At 29.5% G+C, this 22,581-nt stretch carries 19 protein-coding genes; 6 read left to right on the top strand and 13 right to left on the bottom strand.

Annotation, left to right across the window (positions count from 1 at the left end):
• Positions 1-986, bottom strand: a 986-nt coding sequence (gene dnaN, locus Q0352_RS05000) for a DNA polymerase III subunit beta (RefSeq protein ID WP_299524548.1), incomplete at its 3' end; no start/stop codon positions are given.
• A gap of 226 nt (positions 987-1,212) precedes the next feature.
• On the opposite strand from dnaN, the gene Q0352_RS04995 reads away from it, so the two are divergent.
• Together Q0352_RS04995 and Q0352_RS04990 are read left to right on the top strand one after the other, a co-directional pair.
• Positions 1,213-3,729 carry a PIG-L family deacetylase gene (locus Q0352_RS04995; RefSeq protein WP_299524545.1) on the top strand — a complete coding sequence of 839 codons (2,517 nt, stop codon included), beginning with the start codon at positions 1,213-1,215 and terminating at the stop codon, positions 3,727-3,729.
• A gap of 110 nt (positions 3,730-3,839) precedes the next feature.
• Positions 3,840-5,522: a sodium:solute symporter gene (locus Q0352_RS04990; RefSeq protein ID WP_299524541.1), complete on the top strand. Its 1,683-nt coding sequence runs from the start codon at positions 3,840-3,842 to the stop codon at positions 5,520-5,522.
• 59 nt (positions 5,523-5,581) lie between these two features.
• Here Q0352_RS04990 and Q0352_RS04985 read toward each other — a convergent pair whose 3' ends face one another.
• From Q0352_RS04985 to Q0352_RS04965, 5 genes are all read right to left on the bottom strand, one after another.
• Positions 5,582-6,424, bottom strand: a complete 843-nt coding sequence (locus Q0352_RS04985; RefSeq protein WP_299524538.1) for a DUF2911 domain-containing protein — start codon at positions 6,422-6,424, stop codon at positions 5,582-5,584.
• 100 nt (positions 6,425-6,524) lie between these two features.
• Positions 6,525-8,165 (bottom strand): gliding motility-associated ABC transporter substrate-binding protein GldG, encoded by a 1,641-nt coding sequence (gldG, locus tag Q0352_RS04980; RefSeq protein ID WP_299524535.1) that lies wholly within the window; start codon positions 8,163-8,165, stop codon positions 6,525-6,527.
• Positions 8,155-8,883 carry a gliding motility-associated ABC transporter permease subunit GldF gene (gldF, locus tag Q0352_RS04975; RefSeq protein WP_299524532.1) on the bottom strand — a complete coding sequence of 243 codons (729 nt, stop codon included), beginning with the start codon at positions 8,881-8,883 and terminating at the stop codon, positions 8,155-8,157. The genes gldG and gldF overlap by 11 nt, the downstream gene beginning before the upstream one ends.
• Before the next feature lie 35 nt (positions 8,884-8,918).
• Positions 8,919-9,215, bottom strand: a complete 297-nt coding sequence (locus Q0352_RS04970) for a putative quinol monooxygenase (RefSeq protein WP_299524529.1) — start codon at positions 9,213-9,215, stop codon at positions 8,919-8,921.
• Positions 9,216-9,224: 9 nt separating this feature from the next.
• Entirely contained in the window at positions 9,225-10,055 is an 831-nt protein-coding gene (locus tag Q0352_RS04965) for an SAM-dependent chlorinase/fluorinase (protein ID WP_299524527.1), read from the bottom strand.
• A 181-nt stretch (positions 10,056-10,236) separates the two neighbouring features.
• Here Q0352_RS04965 and Q0352_RS04960 point away from each other — a divergent pair, with 181 nt between their 5' ends.
• Complete coding sequence (locus tag Q0352_RS04960; RefSeq protein WP_299524524.1) at positions 10,237-11,190, top strand: PhoH family protein; 954 nt, start codon at positions 10,237-10,239, stop codon at positions 11,188-11,190.
• Between the two features lie 50 nt (positions 11,191-11,240).
• Positions 11,241-12,191 carry a phosphoribosylaminoimidazolesuccinocarboxamide synthase gene (locus Q0352_RS04955; protein WP_299524521.1) on the top strand — a complete coding sequence of 317 codons (951 nt, stop codon included), beginning with the start codon at positions 11,241-11,243 and terminating at the stop codon, positions 12,189-12,191.
• A gap of 1 nt (position 12,192) precedes the next feature.
• Here the strand turns inward: Q0352_RS04955 and Q0352_RS04950 are convergent, their stop codons facing one another.
• The 7 genes from Q0352_RS04950 to Q0352_RS04920 all read right to left on the bottom strand — a co-directional run bounded on the left by Q0352_RS04950 (position 12,193) and on the right by Q0352_RS04920 (position 19,836).
• Positions 12,193-13,623 (bottom strand): bifunctional UDP-sugar hydrolase/5'-nucleotidase, encoded by a 1,431-nt coding sequence (locus Q0352_RS04950; RefSeq protein WP_299524517.1) that lies wholly within the window; start codon positions 13,621-13,623, stop codon positions 12,193-12,195.
• Positions 13,624-13,737: 114 nt separating this feature from the next.
• On the bottom strand, positions 13,738-14,151 hold the full coding sequence (locus Q0352_RS04945) for a hypothetical protein (RefSeq protein ID WP_299524514.1): 414 nt from the start codon (positions 14,149-14,151) through the stop codon (positions 13,738-13,740).
• Between the two features lie 80 nt (positions 14,152-14,231).
• Positions 14,232-16,127, bottom strand: a complete 1,896-nt coding sequence (gene yidC / locus Q0352_RS04940) for a membrane protein insertase YidC (RefSeq protein ID WP_299524511.1) — start codon at positions 16,125-16,127, stop codon at positions 14,232-14,234.
• A gap of 110 nt (positions 16,128-16,237) precedes the next feature.
• Entirely contained in the window at positions 16,238-17,851 is a 1,614-nt protein-coding gene (locus Q0352_RS04935; protein ID WP_299524508.1) for a CTP synthase, read from the bottom strand.
• A 155-nt stretch (positions 17,852-18,006) separates the two neighbouring features.
• Complete coding sequence (locus Q0352_RS04930) at positions 18,007-18,213, bottom strand: helix-turn-helix transcriptional regulator (RefSeq protein ID WP_299524505.1); 207 nt, start codon at positions 18,211-18,213, stop codon at positions 18,007-18,009.
• A gap of 2 nt (positions 18,214-18,215) precedes the next feature.
• Positions 18,216-18,827, bottom strand: coding sequence for a DUF2975 domain-containing protein (locus tag Q0352_RS04925; RefSeq protein ID WP_299524502.1), 612 nt, complete (start codon positions 18,825-18,827; stop codon positions 18,216-18,218).
• Positions 18,828-18,957: 130 nt separating this feature from the next.
• Positions 18,958-19,836 (bottom strand): SDR family oxidoreductase, encoded by an 879-nt coding sequence (locus tag Q0352_RS04920; protein WP_299524499.1) that lies wholly within the window; start codon positions 19,834-19,836, stop codon positions 18,958-18,960.
• Between the two features lie 189 nt (positions 19,837-20,025).
• Between Q0352_RS04920 and rpmH the strand changes: the two genes are divergently transcribed.
• Both rpmH and carB read left to right on the top strand, forming a co-directional pair.
• Positions 20,026-20,187: a 50S ribosomal protein L34 gene (rpmH, locus tag Q0352_RS04915; protein WP_299524496.1), complete on the top strand. Its 162-nt coding sequence runs from the start codon at positions 20,026-20,028 to the stop codon at positions 20,185-20,187.
• A gap of 148 nt (positions 20,188-20,335) precedes the next feature.
• A partial coding sequence (gene carB / locus Q0352_RS04910; RefSeq protein WP_299524493.1) for a carbamoyl-phosphate synthase large subunit occupies positions 20,336-22,581 on the top strand: 2,246 nt, incomplete at its 3' end.

Below are 22,581 nucleotides of genomic sequence, written 5' to 3'. Positions count from 1 at the left end.
TTGCTTAACATTTCAGTTAAAAAACGTGAGTTAAAACCAATTTGTAAATCGTCTCCTTGGTATTCACAAACTAAACGTTCTTCAGCTTTATTAGAATAGTCTAAATCTTCTGCAGAAATGTTTAATTCTGTTCCTGCCATTTTTAAACGAATTTGATGTGTTGTTTTACTTGAAAAAATAGATACACGTTTTACAGAATTTAAAAAAGTACCTCTATCAACAGTTAATTTATTTGGATTTTCTTTCGGAATTACGGCTTCGTAATTAGGATATTTTCCATCAATTAATCTACAAACTAACACAACGTTATCAAAAGTGAATTTTGCGTTAGCATCATTATATTCAATAGTTACATCACTATCAGAACCTCCTAAAATACCTTTTAATAAATTCAAAGGTTTTTTCGGCATAATAAACTCAGCAGCTTCATTTGCAACAACATCAGTTCTTGCATATTTCACTAATTTATGAGCATCTGTAGCAACAAAAGTTAAACTATCTGTTGCAAATTGGAAAAAAACACCACTCATTACAGGTCTTAAATCATCATTTCCAGCAGCGAAAATTGTTTTCGAAATAGCTGTTGCTAATATTGCTCCAGGTATAACTGTGCTACTTGGTGATTCAATTGAAACTGATTTTGGAAATTCACTACCATCAAAATAAGCCATGTCATATTTACCTTGACTAGAGCTAATCTCAATATTATTATCTTCAGTTTTAAATGTTAAAGGCTGATTTGGAAATGTTTTTAAGGTATCTAGTAATAAACGTGCTGATATAGCCACAGAACCTTCAGAATCAGACTCAACATTAATAGTTGTACTCATGGTAGTTTCTAGATCCGAAGCAGAAATTTTTAACTCGTTCTGGTTCAATTCGAATAAGAAATTATCTAAAATAGGTAGGGTGTTGCTGTTATTTATAACGCCACCTAAAACTTGAAGCTGTTTTAATAATTGACTACTTGATACTATAAATTTCATTTATTATTTTTTAATGGTATGAATTACAAATATATTCTAAATTTATTGTTATAAAAAAGATTTTTATTAACAGTTTATATCAATTTATTAGAAGTTTATCAAATCTAATATTTATTGTTTGTATTAAAGTGTATACAGTTATAATTATGTTAATTAATACCCAAGAAAAGCGAAGTTGTAAATTTAATTTTATATTTGTTTTACCACTAAAAAAATCAAACTTTAAATGAAGAATATACTTTCACTTGTAATAGTGTCTTTTTTTTGCTCAATTATAACTTTTGCTCAAGCACCTAAAAAACCTACATCGGGTGATATATTTGAATCCATACAAAAACTTAATTTTTTAGGATCAGTTTTATACATAGCTGCGCATCCTGATGATGAAAACACCCGTTTAATTTCTTATTTCTCGAATGATGTAAAAGCACAAACAGCCTATTTAAGCTTGACCAGAGGTGATGGAGGTCAAAATTTGGTTGGACCAGAAATTAGAGAGTTATTAGGAGTAATTAGAACACAAGAATTATTGGCGGCCAGAAGAATTGATGGTGGACAGCAATTTTTTACTCGTGCTAATGATTTTGGATATTCAAAACACCCAGATGAAACGTTAGAAATTTGGAATAAAGAAGAGGTTTTGAAAGATGTTGTAGCTGTAATTAGAAAATTTAAACCAGATGTAATTATCAATAGATTTAATCATAAAACTCCGGGAAGTACACACGGACATCATACTTCTTCTGCGATGTTAGGTTTTGAGGCTTTTGATTTGGCTTCAAACAAAAATTATGAAACGCATTTACAAGATGATGCTATTTGGATTCCAAAAAGATTGCTTTTTAATACGTCGTGGTGGTTTTATGGAAGTGAAGAAAATTTTGAAAAAGCCGACAAAACAAATTTATTAAGTTTAGATATAGGTACTTATTATGTAAACAAAGGACTGTCTAATAGTGAGATAGCTTCATTGAGTAGAAGTCAGCATCAATCACAGGGATTTGGAAGTACAGGAACAAGAGGAAGTCAAACTGAGTATTTAGAATTTTTAAAAGGTGATTTTCCTGAAAATAAAAAAGTTTTTGATGGAATTGATACTTCTTGGAATAGAGTAGAAGAAGGAGCTAAAATTGGTAAAATTTTACATAAAGTAGAAAAGGAATTCGATTTTAAAAACCCTTCAGCAAGTATTTCAGAATTGGTTGAAGCTTATAAATTAATTTTTGAATTAAAAGATGAACATTGGAAGGCTATTAAATTAAATGAAATAAAAAATATAATTGCAGCTTGTTCGGGTTTGTATATAGAGGCAGTTGCAAATAATTCCTCAACAACTTCAACTTCAAAAAACACGATTAAAATTGAAGCCATAAATAGAAGCAATTTTAATATTTCTTTAAAATCAGTTAGTATAAACCCGTTGAATATTACTGAAGAAAAATCAATTCAATTAAAGCAAAATAGTCCAGAATTATTTACAATAAATGTTACAATTCCTTCAGAAGTTAAAAATACGTTTCCTTATTGGTTGTCTGAAAAAGGAACTTTAGGAATGTATAAAGTTTCGGATAAAAGGTTGATTAGTTTGCCTGAAACACCAAGAGATATTGTTGTTAATTTTATACTTGATTTTAATGGAATTACAATTCCATTTTCAAAAGAAGTTGTTTATAAATTCAACGACCCGATAAAAGGTGAAGTATACAAGCCTTTTGAAATTCTACCTGAAGTTTCAGCCTCATTTAACGAAAAAGTATACATTTTTGCTTATGAAAAATCTCAAAAAATTGCTGTTAAAGTTAAATCTGTAAAAGACAGTTTGCAAGGAAAAATTAGTTTGTGTATTCCAGAAAACTGGAAAGTTTCACCTGAAAATTATGCATTCAAGTTATTACAAAAAGGGGAAGAACAAAGTTTTCAATTTGAAGTAGTTCCACCTGTAAACCAAATGGAAGGAATTATTTCTCCAATTGTTGAAATAGGGGATGAAATATACACCAATGAATTGGTTGAAATAGATTACGATTATATTCCTTTTCAGTCTGTTATAATGCCTTCTGAAGCAAAAATTGTTCGTTTAAATATTCAGAAAAAAGGACAAATAATTGGATATATTCAAGGAGCCGGAGATGTTATTCCAACCAGTTTACGTCAAATAGGCTATACCGTTATTGAATTAAAAGATGATGATATAACTATAGAGAAATTACAAAATTTTGATGCCATTGTACTTGGAATTAGAGCTTACAATACAAATGATAGAGCAAAATTTTATCAAAAAAAGTTGCATAATTATGTAGAAAATGGAGGAACTATGATTGTACAATATAATACGAATCACAGATTAAAAGTTGATGAGGTAGCACCATATTCCTTAAAGTTATCTCGAGATAGAGTAACTGATGAAAATGCTGAAGTTAGAATTTTAAACCCTACACATGAGCTGTTAAATTATCCAAATAAAATAACTCAAAATGATTTTGAAGGTTGGGTTCAAGAGCGTGGTTTATATTTTCCAAGTGAATGGGATTCCAATTTTGAAGCTATTTTAAGCATGAATGATAAGAACGAATCTGCTAAAACCGGAAGTTTATTAATCGCAAAATATGGAGAAGGAAATTTTATTTATACAGGTTTAAGTTTCTTTAGAGAATTACCAGCAGGCGTTTCCGGAGCATATAAATTATTTGCAAATATGCTTTCTGTAGGTAAAAATAATACTGAAAAATCGTTAAAAGACTAAAAATGGAAAAGCAAAAATTCGTTTGGAAAAAAGAATTCACAGCGGTGCTTATAGCAAATGCAGTTTATATTTTGATGTTTTACATTATAATGAAATCATACTCGTAACAGATGCAACAATTAGACTGGATTATATTAATTGGAACGTTATTATTTATAGTTTCTTATGGTGCTTGGAAAACTCGAGGAAGTAAAAATGTAACCGACTATATTAAAGGTGGAAGTGAGGCCAAATGGTGGACTATAGGTTTGTCAGTTATGGCAACACAAGCAAGTGCTATCACATTTTTATCAACTCCAGGGCAGGCGTTTCATAGTGGAATGGGGTTTGTACAATTCTACTTTGGTTTACCTATCGCAATGATTGTAATTTCCATGGTTTTTATTCCTATTTATCATCGATTAAAAGTTTTTACAGCCTATGAATATTTAGAAACTCGTTTCGATTTAAAAACACGAAGTTTAGCAGCTATTTTGTTTTTAATTCAGCGTGGTTTAGCAGCAGGAATTACCATTTTTGCACCAGCAATTATTTTATCGGCAGTTTTAGGATGGGATTTAACAACCTTAAATATAATTATTGGAGTATTGGTAATAATTTATACCGTTTCTGGTGGAACTAAAGCTGTAAGTGTAACTCAAAAACATCAAATGGCGGTGATATTTGCGGGAATGTTTATTGCTTTTTATTTAATTGTAAGCTATTTGCCAGCGGATATCACTTTTTCAAAAGCTTTAAAAATAGCAGGAGCAAGTGGAAAAATGGAAGTCTTGGATTTTTCATTTAATTTAGATAACAGATATACTTTTTGGAGCGGAATTATAGGAGGAACTTTTTTAGCCCTTGCTTATTTCGGAACAGATCAAAGTCAGGTTCAACGTTATTTATCAGGTAAATCAGTGAAAGAAATGCAACTCGGGCTCATTTTTAACGGATTGTTAAAAGTGCCAATGCAGTTTTTTATTTTATTGGTAGGAGTAATGGTTTTTGTGTTTTATCAGTTTAACGCATCACCTTTAAATTTTAATCCGGCAGCAACCGAAGTTGTGAAAAACTCTGTATATGCTGAAGAATATTTAGCTTTAGAAAGCAAGCATTTAGAACTTGAAAATCAAAAGTCAGTTGTTAATTTAGACTATGGGAATAATTTAACTGATGAAAGTTTAGTAGATGAAATTCAACGCTTAAATTTATTAGACGAAGAGAATAGAGAACAGGCAAAAGAATTGATAAAAAAGGCAAATATTTCTGAGAATACGGAAGTTGAAACAAACGATAAAGATTATGTTTTTATTCACTTCATTTTAAATAACCTGCCAAGAGGATTAATTGGTTTGTTGTTAGCTGTAATTTTATCTGCCGCAATGTCTAGCACTGCGTCTGAATTAAATGCTTTAGCTGGCACAACAGCAATAGATTTATATAAGAGAAATGTTACAGTTGTTAAAAGTGATCAGCATTATGTAACTGCTTCAAAATGGTTTACACTCGCTTGGGGAGTTATTGCAATTTCGGTGGCTTGTTTTGCGAATTTATTTGATAATTTAATTCAGCTTGTTAACATTATAGGTTCTATTTTTTATGGGAATGTTTTGGGTATTTTCCTATTAGCATTTTTTATAAAATATGTGAAAAGTAATGCTGTTTTTGTGGCGGCACTAATTACTCAGATTATTGTAATTATTGGTTGGAATAATGATTGGATGCCTTATTTATGGCTGAATTTATTTGGGTGTGCTTTAGTAATGGGGTTAGCAATATTGATTCAGTTATTTTCAAAAACAACATCATAAAAAAAAACACTATCAAATTGATAGTGTTTTTAATATTAAAAATTCAATCTAAAAAATTTTTAATTATTCCATTCAGCAATTGATTCTTTATTCATTTTAACATAATCAGCATTGTTTGCTTTTAGAGCACCTTCAAGAGAACGTTTTGCTGTTGCAATTGCTCCAGCTTTATCTCCTAAATCAGCTTGAATTAAGCTCATTCTTCTTAAATACCAAAATTCAGGATTATCACCTTCAGTTGCTTTTTCCATCCAAGCTAATGCTTGATTTAAATCTTTACCTTCAGTATGGTAATAGGTTGCAGCTTGAAAATAGTCATTTCCTGTTGGTCCTGCCATAATAACATCAATACTTTTAGAAGTAATAGCATCTGTAGGTACTTCAAATTTAACTCCTACATAAACATTCTCCCATAACATACCTAATACGGCAGATCCAGTTGCTAAATCATCGAAAGTCATAGTAAAAGACTCAATATTCATATCCATTGGAATAACGTTTACAGTAGTTTTGGCTGCAACTTTACTTTCATCCCATTCTTTTGGTGTTCCCCAATTATTAGCATCGCTATAAAAAATCACATCCCAAGTGTTTTCATTTGGAATAGTGAAAATAGCATAGGTTCCTTTTACCAATTTCTGTCCATCAATAATAACATTATCGCTAAAAGTAATTTTAGAGTTAGCATTTGCTCCAGTTCTCCAAAGCTTACCATAAGGTACTAAATCCCCGAAAATAGTTCTGCCTCGCATTGCCGGTCTTGAGAACTCAAGGGTAACATTAGTTAATCCAACAACCTGTTCTATTTTTGAAGAAGGACTTGGCTGAGGTGTTTTAATTTGTGCATCTACTGCTGAAGTGATTCCAATTAATAATAAAAGGATAGTTAATTTTTTAAACATTGTTGTGTTTTTTAGTTATCTAACAAATATAACATATTAAGTGCTACAAGTTTTAAGAAATTTAATTTTAACAATATTTTAAGATGTAATAAAAAAAGATTTATTGGTATTTTTTCTTTCTAAAATAGTTGAATGTGAGTCCGAAAAAGGTAAGTAATATTAGAGGGAAAAGAATGTTTATCAATTGCCATTTTTGCGTTTCTTCAAAAGCTTTTTGTTTGTTTAAAAAGTCAATGTTAACGTTTTTTGAGCGGATATTAATTAACCCAGTGTCATCTAATAAATAGTTTACGGTATTAAGTAAAAATTCTTTATTTCCGTAACGTTGATTTGTCCATTTGTTAATGCCTAATTCTAGCGGTTTTCCTTTTGAGATTTCGTTTGCAATAATATCTCCATCTGAAATTATAACCATTTTAGTATAATCACCTTTTTCCTTCGGTTTTTCAATTTTAAATGGTTTTACACGCCCATTATATCCAGATTTAAAATTTCCTTCCAACAACACTGCAATAGGCTTATTTCCACTAGCATATTCTGAAGGGTTTTGTGATTCGGTAATTGTTTTTAATGAAATTATTGAAGGAGTCCCAACTGTTTTAGAAAGTGAGGAACTTTGTAATAAAACAGTTTTTTGAATGCTATTTTTTAAAGTATCAATGCTGTTTGGAAATTTTACATTTACTGCTTCAATATTATTGTTAATTGGGTGATTGTTTATTGAATTTAACAAAGGAAAATAGTTCCATTGAAATTGGTTAAACTGTGTTTTATTTCCAATATTACCAGTTGCTAAAGGAATTTCTGAACTGTTTAAATCAGTAATTAGATCGGTGTTGATTCTAACTCCATAATTAAAAAATAAATCGGTTAAACCTAAATCTCTTGGATATGCTAATGCCTCCCCTGTTTGCATTAAACTATCCAATTCAGCTTGAACATTATCAATTAACCAAAGTGTTTTACCACCATTCATTATAAATTGATCTACAGTGAATTTTTCTTCTTCCGAAAATTTCTCAGTTGGTTTTGCAACAATAATTAAATCAAATTTAGAAATGTCATTAAGTGTTTTTTGAGGTTGTTTTTCTACAGAATCTAACGTAAAAGGAGCTAAGAAGTAATACTCATTTATTTTAAGTAAAAAGTCGGCAATATAAATGTCATTTAATTCACCATTTCCTTTAATAATGGCTATTTTTTTTGACTTTTTGGAGGTTACTTTGTGAATAGCATCTGCAAAAGCATATTCTAAATTTTGAATAGAACTTTCTAATTGTTCATTTTGTGAGTTTGAAAAAACATCTTTTAAAAGTGCTACATTTTCTGACTTATTTTTTAAAGAAACTGTAGCCCAAGGGAAAATAATTATTTCAGATAATTTGCCATTTTCTTGCACTTGTAATCTGCTAGGTTCTAAATCTTTATTTATCAATTCTTCAGCGATTTCAGAAGGATTTATAAATTTAAATCTGATATTTTTATTAAGTGCTTTAAGTTCTTCTAAATGTTGTTTTGTTTCTGTTTGAAGGCGTTTAAATTCAGCAGGAAAATCACCTTGCAAATACACTTTAATAGTAATAATATCTTCAATATTTTCAACAATTGATTTTGTTGCAGTTGATAATGTATAGCGTTTATCTTCGGTTAAATCAAATCGTTTATAAATTTTGGAACTTATAAAATTGATTAGTAATAACCCAAGTAAAACGAATGCTATTTTAGAATACTTATTGCTCATGTTGTATTCTATAATTAGTTAATAGTAAAAAGAAAAAGGTGATAGATGCAAAATAAACTAAATCTCGAGTGTCAATAACTCCTTTGCTAATACTTTTATAATGAGCGTTTAAACCAATATTTTGAATGGTGGAATCTAAATTTCCGAAGAGATTATAATTTGCCAAAGATTCAAAGCCATAAAATAAAATGAAAGAAGTAAAAACTGCAATTATAAATGATACAATTTGATTTTTTGAAATAGTTGAAGAAAATATTCCAATAGATGTATAGGTGCTTGCTAAAAATAACAATCCAATAAATGAACCAAAAGTAGTTCCGAATTTTATATTCCCAACCGGATTTCCTAATTGATAAATACTATAAACATAAATTAGTGTTGGTATAATAGCTAGGATTACTAATATAAATGAACCGATATATTTACCTAAAATTAGTTGCCAATTAGTAATAGGTTTGGTTTTTAAAATTTCTATAGTTCCTGTATTTAATTCCTCAGAAAAACTTCGCATCGTAATTGCTGGAATTAAAAAAATAAATATCCAAGGCGCTAAAAAAAAGTAATTATTTAAATCAGCAAAACCTGCGTGTAAAATATTAAAATCACCTTCAAAAACCCATAAAAATAAGCCATTAATCAATAAATAAACACCAATTACTAAATAAGCAATTGGTGATGAAAAGAAGGAATTTAGTTCTTTTATTACTATAGATTTCATTTGTTGTTTCTTCTTAATTTTTAAATAATCAATGATTAAGTTAAACTTTCAACAGTATCAACGCTCCAAGCTTCAGGTTTGTTGTTGAACCAGGCTTTTGTTTTTTTCCAAATTTGTTTAAATAATTCAGAATCTCTGTACGCTTCTAAATGAGATTCAGATTCCCAATAACTATAGCTAAAAAATATAGATGGATTATTTTTATCTTGTAATAATTTCAATGAGTTACACCCCTCAAAATTTCTTATTTTTTGTTTGTTTTGGTTGAAGTTTTCAAGAAACAATTCAATTTTTGATGCTTCAAAACTCAATTTTACAATTCTTATAAACATAGTTTAGTTTTAAATAAATTTTACAACTAACACATCTCTGTAATTCAATCCTAAAAGAGAAAAAGCACTTCCAACAGTATTAGAATTACTTCTGTACATTGCAATTTCTAAATAATTTGAGGTATTAAAAATTGCCATTCTGCTTCCGTCTTTTTGTCGTTGATCTTTTGGTAATGAAAAATCAATAATATCACTGTATTTAGTGTGAATTATTTTAAAAGTATATCTGTTTGCATTTAATTCAAAATCACGCCCTTTCCCAATATCTTGAAATAATTTTTTACTAATATTACTAATAGAATTTCCGTAGTTATCAACATAAATGATATTGCCTGAAATAGTATTATTGTCAGTGGAGATAGTTGGCTGTAATTCAATTATTTGTTTAAATTCAGGTATAATTTTTCCTATAATTTCTAAAGTACCACCACGAGCAATATGACATGCAACTTTTACAAAAACATCTAGTACTGGAAAGCTTGTTTTAACTCGATCGTGGATATTTATTTCAACAATTTTTTCAGGTTTTATTTCTGAAGCTAACAATGAAATTACCCCGTTATCTGGACAAATAAAATAATGATTATCCAATTTTAAGGCAATATGTTTATTCTCATCATTTAGTTCAGAATCTACACCAATAATATGAATGCTTCCATCAGGAAAACTTTTATAAGCATTTTTTAAAATATAAGCTGTTTCAGTAATATTAAAAGGTGAAATTTGGTGTGATATATCAACAATTCTAGCGTCGGGTAATTCGCTGTAAATAGTTCCTTTTATGGCGCCAACAAAATGGTCTTTAGTACCAAAATCAGTTGTTAAAGTAATTATTGACATATAGGATTTTTGCGATTTTTTTTTGATAAATACAACTGTAAATCCTTAATAAAATGTTTAAAACTTATTACTATTAGGTATAAGTTAGTTCTTCTATATTCATTACATTTGTTATGCAAATCTAATGAAATATTCGGTTAAATAGCATACAATTTTTATTATAACTTAACAACTATATCATTTGAACGAACGTATAATTGAACTGACAGAGATTAACCCAAGCGACTTGTTTGGTGCTCAAAATACAACTATAGAAATTTTACGAAAATATTATCCAAAACTAAAAATAGTAGCTAGAGGGAATGAACTCAAGGCTTACGGAGAAAAAGAGATATTAGATGAGTTTGAAAAGCGGTTAGGGATGCTTATTACTTATTTTAACCGTTATAATAAGTTAGATGAAAATAGTATTGAACGTATTTTAACAACGAATGGTGACGAGCATAAAAACTCAAAATTAGCCGATGGAGTTTTGGTACATGGTGTTGGTGGAAAATTGATAAAAGCCCAAACGGCTAACCAACGAAAAATGGTTGAGTTGATGGAGAAAAATGATATGCTTTTTGCTATTGGTCCAGCCGGAACAGGGAAAACGTATACAGCTGTTGCATTAGCAGTTAAAGCATTAAAAGAAAAAGAAGTTAAAAGAATTATTCTAACACGGCCAGCAGTTGAAGCTGGTGAAAATTTAGGATTTTTACCAGGTGATTTAAAAGAAAAATTAGATCCTTATATGCAACCTTTATATGATGCTTTGCGCGATATGATTCCTTTTGAAAGATTAGATTCATATATAGAAAAAGGAGTAATACAAATTGCTCCATTAGCATTTATGCGTGGAAGAACGTTGGATAATGCTTTTGTTATTTTAGACGAAGCACAAAATACTACTCATAATCAAATGAAAATGTTTTTAACCCGTATGGGAAAAAACGCAAAGTTTGTGATTAATGGTGATCCAGGACAAATTGATTTGCCTAGACGTCAAGTTTCCGGACTTAAAGAAGCAATGCTTACTTTGAAAGAAGTAAAAGGAATTGGATTTGTATATTTAGATGATAAAGACGTTTTAAGACATAGATTGGTAAAAGCAATAATTTCAGCTTATAAAAGTTTTGAAGTAGTTGATGAGTAGTTAATTAACAAATTAAAAATTACACGATTAAACATATTAAGAGCAATAAAATGAGCAATACAATTAATAATACAGCATTTAATTTTCCAAATCAAAAATCGGTTTATAAAGGGAAAGTTAGAGAAGTTTATAATTTAAATGATGAAATTTTGGTAATGATAGCTTCAGATAGACTTTCAGCTTTTGATGTTGTTATGCCAAAACAAATTCCGTTTAAAGGTCAAATATTAAATCAAATTGCTTCAAAAATGATGGAAGCAACTAAAGATATTGTTCCAAATTGGATTATTGCAATTCCAGATCCAAATGTTGCCATTGGTTATATGTGCACACCTTTTAAAGTGGAAATGGTTATTCGTGGATATATGTCTGGTCACGCTGCACGTGAATATAAATTAGGTAAACGTTTGTTATGTGGAGTTTCAATGCCTGATGGAATGCAAGAAAATGATAAATTTCGAGAACCAATTATTACGCCAGCTACAAAAGCAGAAGAAGGTGATCACGATGAAGATATTTCTAAAGAGGATATAATTTCTAGAGGAATTGTTTCAAAAGAAGATTATGAAATTTTAGAAAATTATACAAAAGCATTGTTTAAAAGAGGAACTGAAATTGCTGCTTCTCGTGGTTTAATTTTGGTGGATACTAAATATGAATTTGGAAAAACGAAAGAGGGTAAAATTGTTTTAATTGATGAAATTCATACACCAGATTCTTCACGTTATTTTTATGCTGAAGGTTATGAAGAAAGACAACAAAAAGGTGAAGCTCAAAAGCAACTATCAAAAGAATTTGTGCGTCAATGGTTAATTGCTAATAATTTCCAAGGGTTAGAAGGGCAAACTGTTCCTGAAATGACTGATGAAAAAATTAATGAAATTTCTGAGCGTTATATTGAATTATATGAAAATATCACAGGTGAATCTTTTGTGAAGTCAGACGTTAGTGATATTATGAGTAGAATTGAAAAAAATGTGCTCGGCTTTTTAAATAAATAAATTACTCAAATTTAAAATAGTTATTATAATTTGTAAAGTTGATAGGACTTGAATTATTGCTTAAATAATTGATAATTGCTTCAGCTGTTGTATATGGTAAAAATGTTGGTGTTTGTGTAAAATAAGTGTCGTAAACAGCAGGGATATAATCATTTATGCCAATAGTTAAATTAGTGTTGTTACTTAAAATATCATTTGCATCATTTTTAATCACTATTTCGTTGCCGTCTTGTTCAATTTTGCCACCTGAATAATAAAATCCAGACCCACTACCTTTTAAAAAGTTTTTAATTTCAGCAACAGTCATTGTATAAGTTACACTACCGTTGTTAAAAGGGTCAATAGTATATATTTCTCGTTTTAGAATATCACCTTCATTTAAATCAGCTCTTACACCACCAGTATTTTGAAATGTTATGTCTACATTCATTTCATTTTTAAGTACATCAGTATAAAAAAATCCTACTTGTGCTCTTCCATGATATGCTTCTGAGAAACCAATTACTTGGTCTAAATTGGCATTTTCATTGTAGGTGTCAATTAAAGATTTAAGCGTTGAATCGTAATTTGAATACGTTGATAAATTAATTAAATCATAAGTTAAATTTTCAATTTCCTTATCTTTTATAGTCAATTTAATTTTTCCTAAATAATTTAGATTAGAACCTGCTTGAAATATGGGAATATTATTGACAGTTGTATTTGTTTTTGAGTGTGAATGTCCGCCAATAATTAAATCGAAATAGGGGTAATTTGTAGCTATATTTTTATCTGTATTTTCCCCTAAATGTGTGAGTGCAATGTATAAATCTGAGTTTTCAGTTTCTTTTATTTGAGAATAATTATCTATAACAGAATTATATTTTTGAAAAGTCAGATTTTGAACTCTCCAAGGATGCGTAGATGGAATAATATCATCTTCTTTTCCGTTGGTTTCGACCAGACCTAGAAATGTAATTTTTACATCGTTTTTAATAATTGTTTTATATTCATTTGGTTCAGGAATCCCAGAGGTATTCATATCAACGTTTGCACAAATCCAAGAAAATTGAGCTTGTTGAAATCTATCTTTTAAGATAACTTCACCATAATCAAATTCATGATTTCCAATGGTTGAAATATCAAAACCTACTTTATTCATTAAATCAATCATAGGGAAACCTTTTTTATCATGATTGTCAACTACTGGGTTTCCAGAAAATATATCACCGCCACAAACTACCATAACATTAGTTTCCTCTTTTTCTTTATCAATTATATATTTTATTTTGGAAAAATTCTCTAGGCTTCCATGTTGATCATTTATATGAAAAATAGTTACTTCTTTTGAAGTGTTTTGAGGAATTGGAATTGTATTATTTTCATTTTTAGAACAGGCTATAATTAAAAATGAAAATAAAGTATAAGTTAAAAATATTTTAAGAAATTTCATGAGTATTTATTTAGAATCAAAAGTAAATAAAATTAATGTACTAACTATATTTTCCATGTATACTTTAGTTGTGGCATTTTATTCGTGAGATTGTTCACAAAAATAAATAAAGATCTAAAATTCTAAAAAATCATTAGTTAAAGGGTGTTCTAAATTTAACCATTCTAAAGCACTTTCACTTGTTGAAAATATTTCAACTTCTTGTGTTATATTTTTTTGAAGTAACTTAAATAAAGTTGAGGCAACTACTTGGCTTGGTGTATTTGTAACAACTGAAATACATCTTTTGGTTGGAGTTTTAAAGTTCTTTTTAGAAAATTTAACATATTTAATAATATCATCTAAAGAAGCGTTAATAGTTACTTTTCTTATACATATTAGATGATTAAAGTTAGAAGAATAATTAGGATCAGAATATAATTGTTCTGCAAAAATGATGTAGTTACTTAAATTTAAAACACCTTCATGATATTGAACAACAAGGTTATTATCCTTTAAGATTTTGTATTTACTAATTAACGAAGACATTTAAAGCAACTTTTGATACAAGTTACAAAAAAAAAGCCCAAACGTTTAGATTTGAGCTTTTTATAATTTTTATTTATGAATTATTTTTTCTTTTTTTGTTTTGCTTGTTGATCTTGCGCTTGCTTCATAGCATCATTTAAACGCGTTCTAAATTTACCTTGTTTTTTAGGCTTTTTCTTATTTTCTTCAATTTGAGCAAGAATTTTATCTTCGTCAATAATGTAATGTTTAATTATTAACATAATTATGATAGTTAATAAGTTTGAAACAAAGTAATATAAACTTAAACTACTTGCATACATATTAAAGAAAATTAACATCATTACAGGAGAAAAGTACATCATCATTTTCATCATCTTTTGCATATCAGGCATTCCTTCTTGAGTAGGTTGTTGCATACCCATTTGCTGACTTTGACTCATTCTCATATAAAAGAAAATAGCCACTGATGCTAGTATTGGGAATAAACTTATATGAGATCCATACATTGGAATATGAAAAGGAAGTTCAAATACTGAATCGTAAGCAGATAAATCGTCTGCCCATAAAAAACCTTTTTGACGTAAATCTATATTTGAAGGGAAAAACCTAAACAAAGCGAAGAAAACCGGCATTTGAAGTACAGCAGGAATACAACCTGCTAAAGGACTTACACCAGCTTTGCTTTGTACAGCCATAGTTTCTTGTTGGCGTTTCATTGCATTTTCTTTACCAGGTAAACGTTTGTTTATCTCTTCCATTTCTGGCTTCAAAACTTTCATTTTGGCACTTGATAAATAAGATTTATAAACTAAAGGAGACATTATTATTCTAACCACAATAGTTAATAGAATAATAATTAAACCATAGTTACCAATAAATCCTTGTAAAAAGTTAAATACAGGTACAAAAACTAGTCGGTTTATATAACCAAAAATTCCCCAACCAAGATTTACAATTTCTTTAATATTTCTATCGTATTTTTTTAGTATTTGGTAATCGTTAGGTCCAATATACCAATTCATATTGTAGCTTAATTCTCCATTTTGTAAAGCTAAAGGTGCTTTTAATGAGAATGCTTTTGTGAAAGTGGTATCAACTTCTTCATCTACAACCAAAGTTTTTGAAGCTAAATTAGCTTTATCAAAAGCTTGTTCAGTTATTAAAATTGTTGAGAAAAAATGTTGTTTGTATGCAACCCAATTCACATTTACTTCCTCAGCATCATCTTCTCCACCAATTGACAAGTAATCAATACTTTCATCTTCTTTTTCATAGTACATCTCAGTTTGTTGATTTTCATAGCGAATGCTTTTTTCTTTTCTAAAAGCTTCTAAACCCCAATCTAAGTTTACTTGTTGAGAAGTATTGAACGTTGAACTTAACCCTTGAGATCTCACGTTAAAATCAACCATATACTCATTTGGCTTAATTTCGTAGAGATACTCTAAAAATTTATTATTGTCAACTTTTAATTTCATTGAAAGTACTTGGTTTTCACCATTAGTAGTCAATGAAGGTTCAAAAAATAAATCTTTGGTATTTAATGTTCTATTATCTGAAGTTCCAAAGTTTAAATTAAAAGACGAGTTATTATCTTTAATAATATACAATGGTAAAGAATCGTAGGTGACATAATTTTTTAATAAAGCTTCTTTAATTTGTCCACCTTTGTTTGAAATAACTAATCTTAATAAGTCATTTTCTAAAACAGTTTCTGAATCAGTTAAAGTTGCAGAATAAGCAAATGCACCTAATTGAGTTTGTGCTTTTACTAATGAAATGGAATCAGTTGCTTGTGTTATTTCTTCTGAAGTTGTATCAAAAGTTGTTGTTTTATCAGATTCAGTTACATTTTGAACTTCTTCTGTTTTTGCGTTTTTTTCAGCTTCAATTTCTTCAGGAGTTGGCTGATTGCTCCACATCCACCATAACATAATTGCTCCTAATAAAACAAAACCTATTAATGAATTTAAGTCGAATTTTTTTTCTTCCATGTGTGTGTTTAAAATGTCAAATTGTCATTTGCTTCTTAAAAAAATATTAAAAAGCCCGACAAATGTACTAAATGTAACGTTATAATTAGATTATTATTAATGATTGTATGTTAGTTCAAAGAGTGTTCCAAAGAAGCTTTTACAAAATCTAAAAACAAAGGATGTGGATTTAATACTGTGCTTTTGTATTCAGGATGGTATTGAACTCCAATAAACCAAGGATGTGAAGTAATTTCAACCACTTCAACTAAACCAGTTTCTGGGTTTTTTCCTGTTGCAATCATTCCTGCTTTTTCTATTTGTTCTAAATAATCGTTATTAAACTCATATCTATGTCTGTGACGTTCGCTTATGAGCTCTTTTTTATAGATATTAAATACTTTACTGTTTTTAGATAGTTTACAATCCCAAGCTCCTAATCGCATTGTTCCTCCAAAATTAACAACGCTTTTTTGTTCTTCCATTAAATTAATAACAGGATTAGAAGTTTTTTCATTCATTTCAATTGAATTTGCATCTTTTAATCCTAAAACATTTCTTGAAAATTCAATCACCGCCATTTGCATTCCTAAGCAAATACCTAAAAATGGAATATTATTTTCTCTTGCATATTTTATAGCTTCTATTTTCCCCTCAATTCCACGTTCACCAAAACCAGGAGCAACTAAAATACCGTTTAAGTTTTTTAATTTTCTGGTAGCATTTGCGGAAGTTAAATCCTCAGAATGAATCCAATTGATAATTACTTTAACTTTATTATGTGCACCTGCATGAATAAATGATTCAGAAATTGATTTGTATGCATCATGTAATTCTACATATTTACCAACTAATCCAATTTCAATAGTGTATTTTGGATTTTTAAAACCTTTTAAAAAGTTGTTCCATTCTTTAAGTTTAGGTTGTTTATCTTGTGGTAATTGTAATTTTTTCAATACTACAATATCTAAACCTTCTTCCAGCATTAAATTTGGAACGTCGTAAATAGTTTCTGCATCTATAGATTCAATAACATCTTCTTTTTTAACATTACAAAATAATGCTAATTTATTTTTTATTGAATCAGATATTTTATGTTCAGTTCTACACACTAAAATATCAGGACTAACACCACTTTGCATTAACATTTTAACAGAATGTTGTGTTGGTTTTGTTTTTAATTCACCAGCAGCAGCTAAATAAGGTATCAATGTTAAATGAATTACAATGGCATTCTCATGACCTAATTCCCACAGTAATTGACGAACAGATTCTACATACGGTAGCGATTCTATATCACCAACAGTTCCTCCAATTTCAGTAATAACAATATCAAAGTCGCCTGTGTTTCCTAATATTTGAATTCGTTCTTTAATTTCATCAGTAATATGAGGAACTACCTGAACCGTTTTACCTAAAAACTCTCCTTTACGTTCTTTATTAATTACAGATTGATAAATTTTCCCTGTAGTTACATTATTTGCTTGTGATGTTGGAATGTTTAAAAAACGCTCGTAATGCCCTAAGTCTAAGTCAGTTTCAGCGCCATCTTCAGTTACATAACACTCACCATGTTCGTAAGGATTTAAAGTTCCCGGATCTATATTAATATAAGGGTCTAGCTTTTGTATGGTTACCGAATAGCCTCTTTCTTGTAATAACTTTGCTAAAGAAGCTGCGATAATCCCTTTTCCAAGTGAAGAAGTAACACCACCGGTTACAAAAACATATTTAGTGTTTTTCATTATTTGTAGGTTTTGGCAAAATTACACTTAATGTTTAAATTTACAAAAGTACAACCCTTCAAATTTTAAAAAAAATTTGAAGGGTATAGAGACTTCGTTCAAATGAATAAAAGATTTTCTTAATTTGTATAAAAAGGGAAACCTAATTAACGAGGTTATTCATCTTTAAATTCTAGTAAATCACCAGGCTGACACTCAAGAACTTCACAAATTGATTCTAAGGTAGAGAATCTAATTGCTTTGGCCTTATTGGTTTTTAAAATAGAAAGATTAGCCATTGTTATATTTACTTTTTCTGAAAGTTCAGATAAAGACATTTTACGCTTTGCTAACATTACATCTAAGTTTATAATTATAGCCATAGTTATATTGTTAATTCGCTTTCAATTTTTAATCGTTCTCCTTCTTTAAAAACCTGAGAAATAGTATAGGATAATAGAAAAATTGCAATGTAATATATGAATGGAGAAATATCGAAGCTGAAAATTGAGTGATATTTGTTTTCTTCAGTTTTTATTACGATTGGAACAAATGCGGCTATTATTTCGAAAATAAATAAATAACTAATATATTTTCCAATGTTGGTAAAATATTTTGAGTTTTTGCTGTGGAAGGAATGGTAATCCTTCACGCTTTTAACAAAATTATTAAGTTGTCTTAGAATTAATATTGAGATGGTTAAGTAAAATATAGATTCTACTAATAGAAAGGACCTAGAAAATGGTGTTAGTTTATTTAACAAATGTATATTCTTTTGATTTATTTTAAATTCTTCATGATTTGATTTTTGGGAATTTATGTTAGTGTTGTTATATGAAATGGTATTGGCCTCTTTTTTATAGAACCCATCAAAAGTTGTAGGTGAAAAAAAAGAATAGATTATTATAGTTACTAAAATTATGCCTCCTAGATATGTGAATCCTTTTAAGAATTCAAAAAATATTTCTGCGGTTTCTAATACTTGATTTGTTTTCATAGAATTTTCAATATTAAATTATTTTGAAAACAAATATATATAAATAAAATTGATAAGCAATAAAAATATATTGTTAGTCGATAATAATATAGTTTAATTCGATAAAAATTAAAAATAACACTTAAGTTGTTTATTTGCTTTTTTTATTTCTAATCATAACTTCTAACATATCCCACATTTCTTCAGGAATATCTTCAAGCATATTAAATTCTCCGGCTCCTTTTAGCCATTCACCACCATCAATGGTAATTACTTCTCCATTAATATAGGCTGAAAAATCACTCATTAAATAGGCTGCTAAATTTCCTAATTCCTGATGTTCGCCAACTCTGCCAACAGGAACTTTCTTTTTCATGTCAAATTTGTCTTTTAAATTTCCAGGTAATAATCTGTCCCAAGCACCTTCAGTTGGAAACGGTCCGGGAGCAATTGCATTGGAACGAATTCCATATTTTGCCCATTCAACAGCTAATGAACGTGTCATAGCTAAAACACCTGCTTTTGCAGTTGCAGATGGAACAACGTAAGCAGAACCCGTCCAAGCATACGTAGTAACAATATTTAAAATGGTTGATTTTGGTTGTTTAATATCTATCCAATGCTTTCCAAAAGCCAAAGTAAAATTTTTGCTTCCTTTTAAAACAATGTCGATAATAGTATCAAAAGCGTTGGCTGATAAGCGTTCGGTTGGACTTATAAAATTTCCTGCTGCATTATTTAAAAGTCCGTCAACTTTTCCGAATTTTTTAAGAGTTGCTGCTAAAACAGCCTCCACTTCAGTGTAATTTCTTACGTCACATTGCACAGCTAATACCGTTCCGCCTGTTTTTTCTTCTAATTCTATTTTTACTTTTTTTAATTTTTCAATATTTCTTGAGGTAATAACTACGTGAGCTCCAAGCTCTAAAAAATAAGTTGACATAGATTTCCCTAATCCACTACCGCCCCCAGTTACTACAATAACGAGTCCTTTTAAACTTCCTTCTTTTAACATTGGTTTTTGATACATGCTTTAATATATTTGTCAAATATAAATGTATGAATTATTTCTTTTTTGGCTTAAAAATATTATTTTAATTTTTTTTTAAAATCTATTTGTCAAAAGCAAAAGTAATTGTATATTTGCCAACGCTTTTAAGGAGGGAATTCTTAAAGAAAGCAACAACATAAGAACCACGATTTTTAAAATTTATAAGTAATGCCAAAAAGAACATACCAGCCATCAAAAAGAAAAAGAAGAAATAAGCACGGTTTTAGAGAACGTATGGCTAGTGCAACAGGACGTAAAGTGTTGTCAAGAAGAAGAGCAAAGGGTAGAAAGAACATTAGTGTATCTTCAGCTCCGAGACCAAAGAAATAATGAAACATTAGTTTTATATATAAGGTGTTACTTTTTTAAAGTAACACCTTTTTTTATGCCCTTTTAATAAGTTTTGAAAACTATTTTGGTTTGAAAAACGAATTTTAGTGATATTTGCACATTAATATTTTACAATTTACAATTTCCAATGCCAAAAAATACTAACATAAAATCTATTTTAATAATTGGTTCAGGACCAATTATTATCGGTCAAGCTTGTGAATTTGATTACGCTGGTTCTCAAGCAATTCGATCCTTAAAAGAAGAAGGAATTGAAGTAGTACTAATCAATTCTAATCCAGCAACAATTATGACTGATCCATCATTAGCGGATCATGTTTATTTGTTGCCTTTAACTACTAAATCGATTATTGAAATTTTAAAATTGCATCCTAATATTGATGCTGTTTTACCAACAATGGGTGGGCAAACGGCATTAAATTTATGTATTGAAGCTGATGATAAAGGTATTTGGAAGGATTTTAATGTTCAACTTATTGGGGTTGATATTGCGGCGATAAATATTACTGAAGATCGTGAGCAGTTTCGTAAATTAATGATTGAAATTGGGATTGGTCAAGCGCCATCTACTGTAGCTAATTCATTTTTAAAAGGAAAAGAAATTGCACAAGAATATGGGTTTCCATTGGTAATTCGTCCATCATTTACATTGGGTGGTTTTGGAGCATCCATAGTATATAAAAAAGAAGATTTTGATGAATTATTAAGTAGAGGTTTAGAAGCTTCTCCTATTCATGAGGTTATTATTGATAAAGCTTTATTAGGTTGGAAAGAGTTTGAATTAGAGTTGTTGCGTGATAGAAACGATAATGTTGTTATAATATGTACCATTGAAAATATGGATCCTATGGGAATTCATACTGGAGATTCTATTACGGTTGCACCTGCAATGACGTTGAGTGATACAACATATCAACGGATGAGAGATATGGCAATTCATATGATGCGCTCCATTGGTGATTTTGCAGGAGGTTGTAATGTGCAATTTGCTGTAAGTCCTGATGAAAGAGAAGATATTATTGCTATTGAAATTAATCCACGTGTTTCACGTTCATCGGCATTGGCTTCAAAAGCAACTGGTTATCCTATTGCTAAAATTGCTGCTAAATTAGCGCTGGGTTATCATTTAGATGAATTAAATAATCAAATTACCAAAACAACTTCAGCCTTATTTGAACCAACATTAGATTATGTAATTGTTAAAATACCACGTTGGAATTTTGATAAATTTGAAGGAGCAGACAGAACTTTAGGTTTGCAAATGAAATCGGTTGGAGAAGTAATGGGAATTGGGCGTTCATTCCAAGAAGCATTACATAAAGCAACACAATCATTAGAAATAAAACGTAATGGTTTAGGAGCCGATGGAAAGGGAGAGAAGGATTATGATACCATTATTCAAAAATTAACATACGCAAGTTGGGATCGTGTTTTTGTAATTTATGATGCACTTCAAATGGGGATTCCATTAAGTAGAATTCACGAGATCACAAAAATTGATATGTGGTTTTTAAAACAATATGAAGAATTATTAGCATTAGAAAATGAAATTTCAACTTACAAATTAGAATCATTAACATACGAATTGTTGCTTGAAGCAAAGCAGAAAGGATTTGCAGACAGACAAATTGCTCATATGTTAGGATGTTGGGAGAGTGAAGTCCACGCAAAAAGAACAGAATTAGATATTAATAGAGTTTATAAGCTTGTAGACACCTGTGCTGCTGAGTTTGATGCGCAAACACCTTATTATTATTCTACTTTTGAAAATAAAATGATTACTTCTAAGGGAAGTTATTCAGATAATGAAAGTGTTGTAACCGACAAGAAAAAAATTGTAGTCTTAGGTTCAGGTCCAAACAGAATTGGACAAGGAATTGAGTTTGATTATTGTTGTGTTCACGGTGTTTTAGCTGCAAAAGAGTGTGGTTATGAAACAATTATGATTAACTGTAATCCAGAAACTGTTTCTACAGATTTTGATACAGCCGATAAATTATATTTTGAACCTGTTTTTTGGGAACATATCTATGATATAATTAATCATGAAAAGCCAGAAGGAGTTATTGTTCAATTAGGTGGGCAAACGGCATTAAAATTAGCTGAAAAATTAGAAAAGTGGGGAGTTAAAATAATAGGAACTAGTTTTGAAGCCTTAGATTTAGCAGAAGACAGAAAACGTTTTTCAGAATTATTAGTAGATTTAAAAATACCTTTTCCAGAATATGGAACTGCAACAACCGCTGATGAAGCTTCTGCAATTGCAGATAATTTAGATTTTCCAATTTTAGTTCGCCCTTCTTATGTATTAGGTGGGCAAGGAATGAAAATTGTTATCAATAAAGAAGAATTAGAAAAACACGTTGTTGATAT

Source organism: uncultured Lutibacter sp., from assembly GCF_937891065.1.
GTDB lineage: Bacteria > Bacteroidota > Bacteroidia > Flavobacteriales > Flavobacteriaceae > Lutibacter.
Note: the sequence above shows the minus strand (reverse complement) of the source record. Positions and strands in the feature narration are given on the sequence as shown.

Coding starts and splice junctions, on each gene's coding strand:
- Q0352_RS04920 (WP_299524499.1), bottom strand. CDS start 19,836: ATGTATCAAAAACCAATGTTAAAAGAAGGAAGTTTAAAAGGACTCGTT.
- Q0352_RS04925 (WP_299524502.1), bottom strand. CDS start 18,827: ATGAAAACAAATCAAGTATTAGAAACCGCAGAAATATTTTTTGAATTC.
- Q0352_RS04935 (WP_299524508.1), bottom strand. CDS start 17,851: ATGAAAAACACTAAATATGTTTTTGTAACCGGTGGTGTTACTTCTTCA.
- Q0352_RS04970 (WP_299524529.1), bottom strand. CDS start 9,215: ATGTTTATAAGAATTGTAAAATTGAGTTTTGAAGCATCAAAAATTGAA.
- gldG (WP_299524535.1), bottom strand. CDS start 8,165: ATGAGCAATAAGTATTCTAAAATAGCATTCGTTTTACTTGGGTTATTA.
- Q0352_RS04965 (WP_299524527.1), bottom strand. CDS start 10,055: ATGTCAATAATTACTTTAACAACTGATTTTGGTACTAAAGACCATTTT.
- Q0352_RS04995 (WP_299524545.1), top strand. CDS start 1,213: ATGAAGAATATACTTTCACTTGTAATAGTGTCTTTTTTTTGCTCAATT.
- Q0352_RS04985 (WP_299524538.1), bottom strand. CDS start 6,424: ATGTTTAAAAAATTAACTATCCTTTTATTATTAATTGGAATCACTTCA.
- yidC (WP_299524511.1), bottom strand. CDS start 16,127: ATGGAAGAAAAAAAATTCGACTTAAATTCATTAATAGGTTTTGTTTTA.
- Q0352_RS04990 (WP_299524541.1), top strand. CDS start 3,840: ATGCAACAATTAGACTGGATTATATTAATTGGAACGTTATTATTTATA.
- Q0352_RS04950 (WP_299524517.1), bottom strand. CDS start 13,623: ATGAAATTTCTTAAAATATTTTTAACTTATACTTTATTTTCATTTTTA.
- rpmH (WP_299524496.1), top strand. CDS start 20,026: ATGCCAAAAAGAACATACCAGCCATCAAAAAGAAAAAGAAGAAATAAG.
- Q0352_RS04930 (WP_299524505.1), bottom strand. CDS start 18,213: ATGGCTATAATTATAAACTTAGATGTAATGTTAGCAAAGCGTAAAATG.
- Q0352_RS04945 (WP_299524514.1), bottom strand. CDS start 14,151: ATGTCTTCGTTAATTAGTAAATACAAAATCTTAAAGGATAATAACCTT.
- gldF (WP_299524532.1), bottom strand. CDS start 8,883: ATGAAATCTATAGTAATAAAAGAACTAAATTCCTTCTTTTCATCACCA.
- Q0352_RS04955 (WP_299524521.1), top strand. CDS start 11,241: ATGAGCAATACAATTAATAATACAGCATTTAATTTTCCAAATCAAAAA.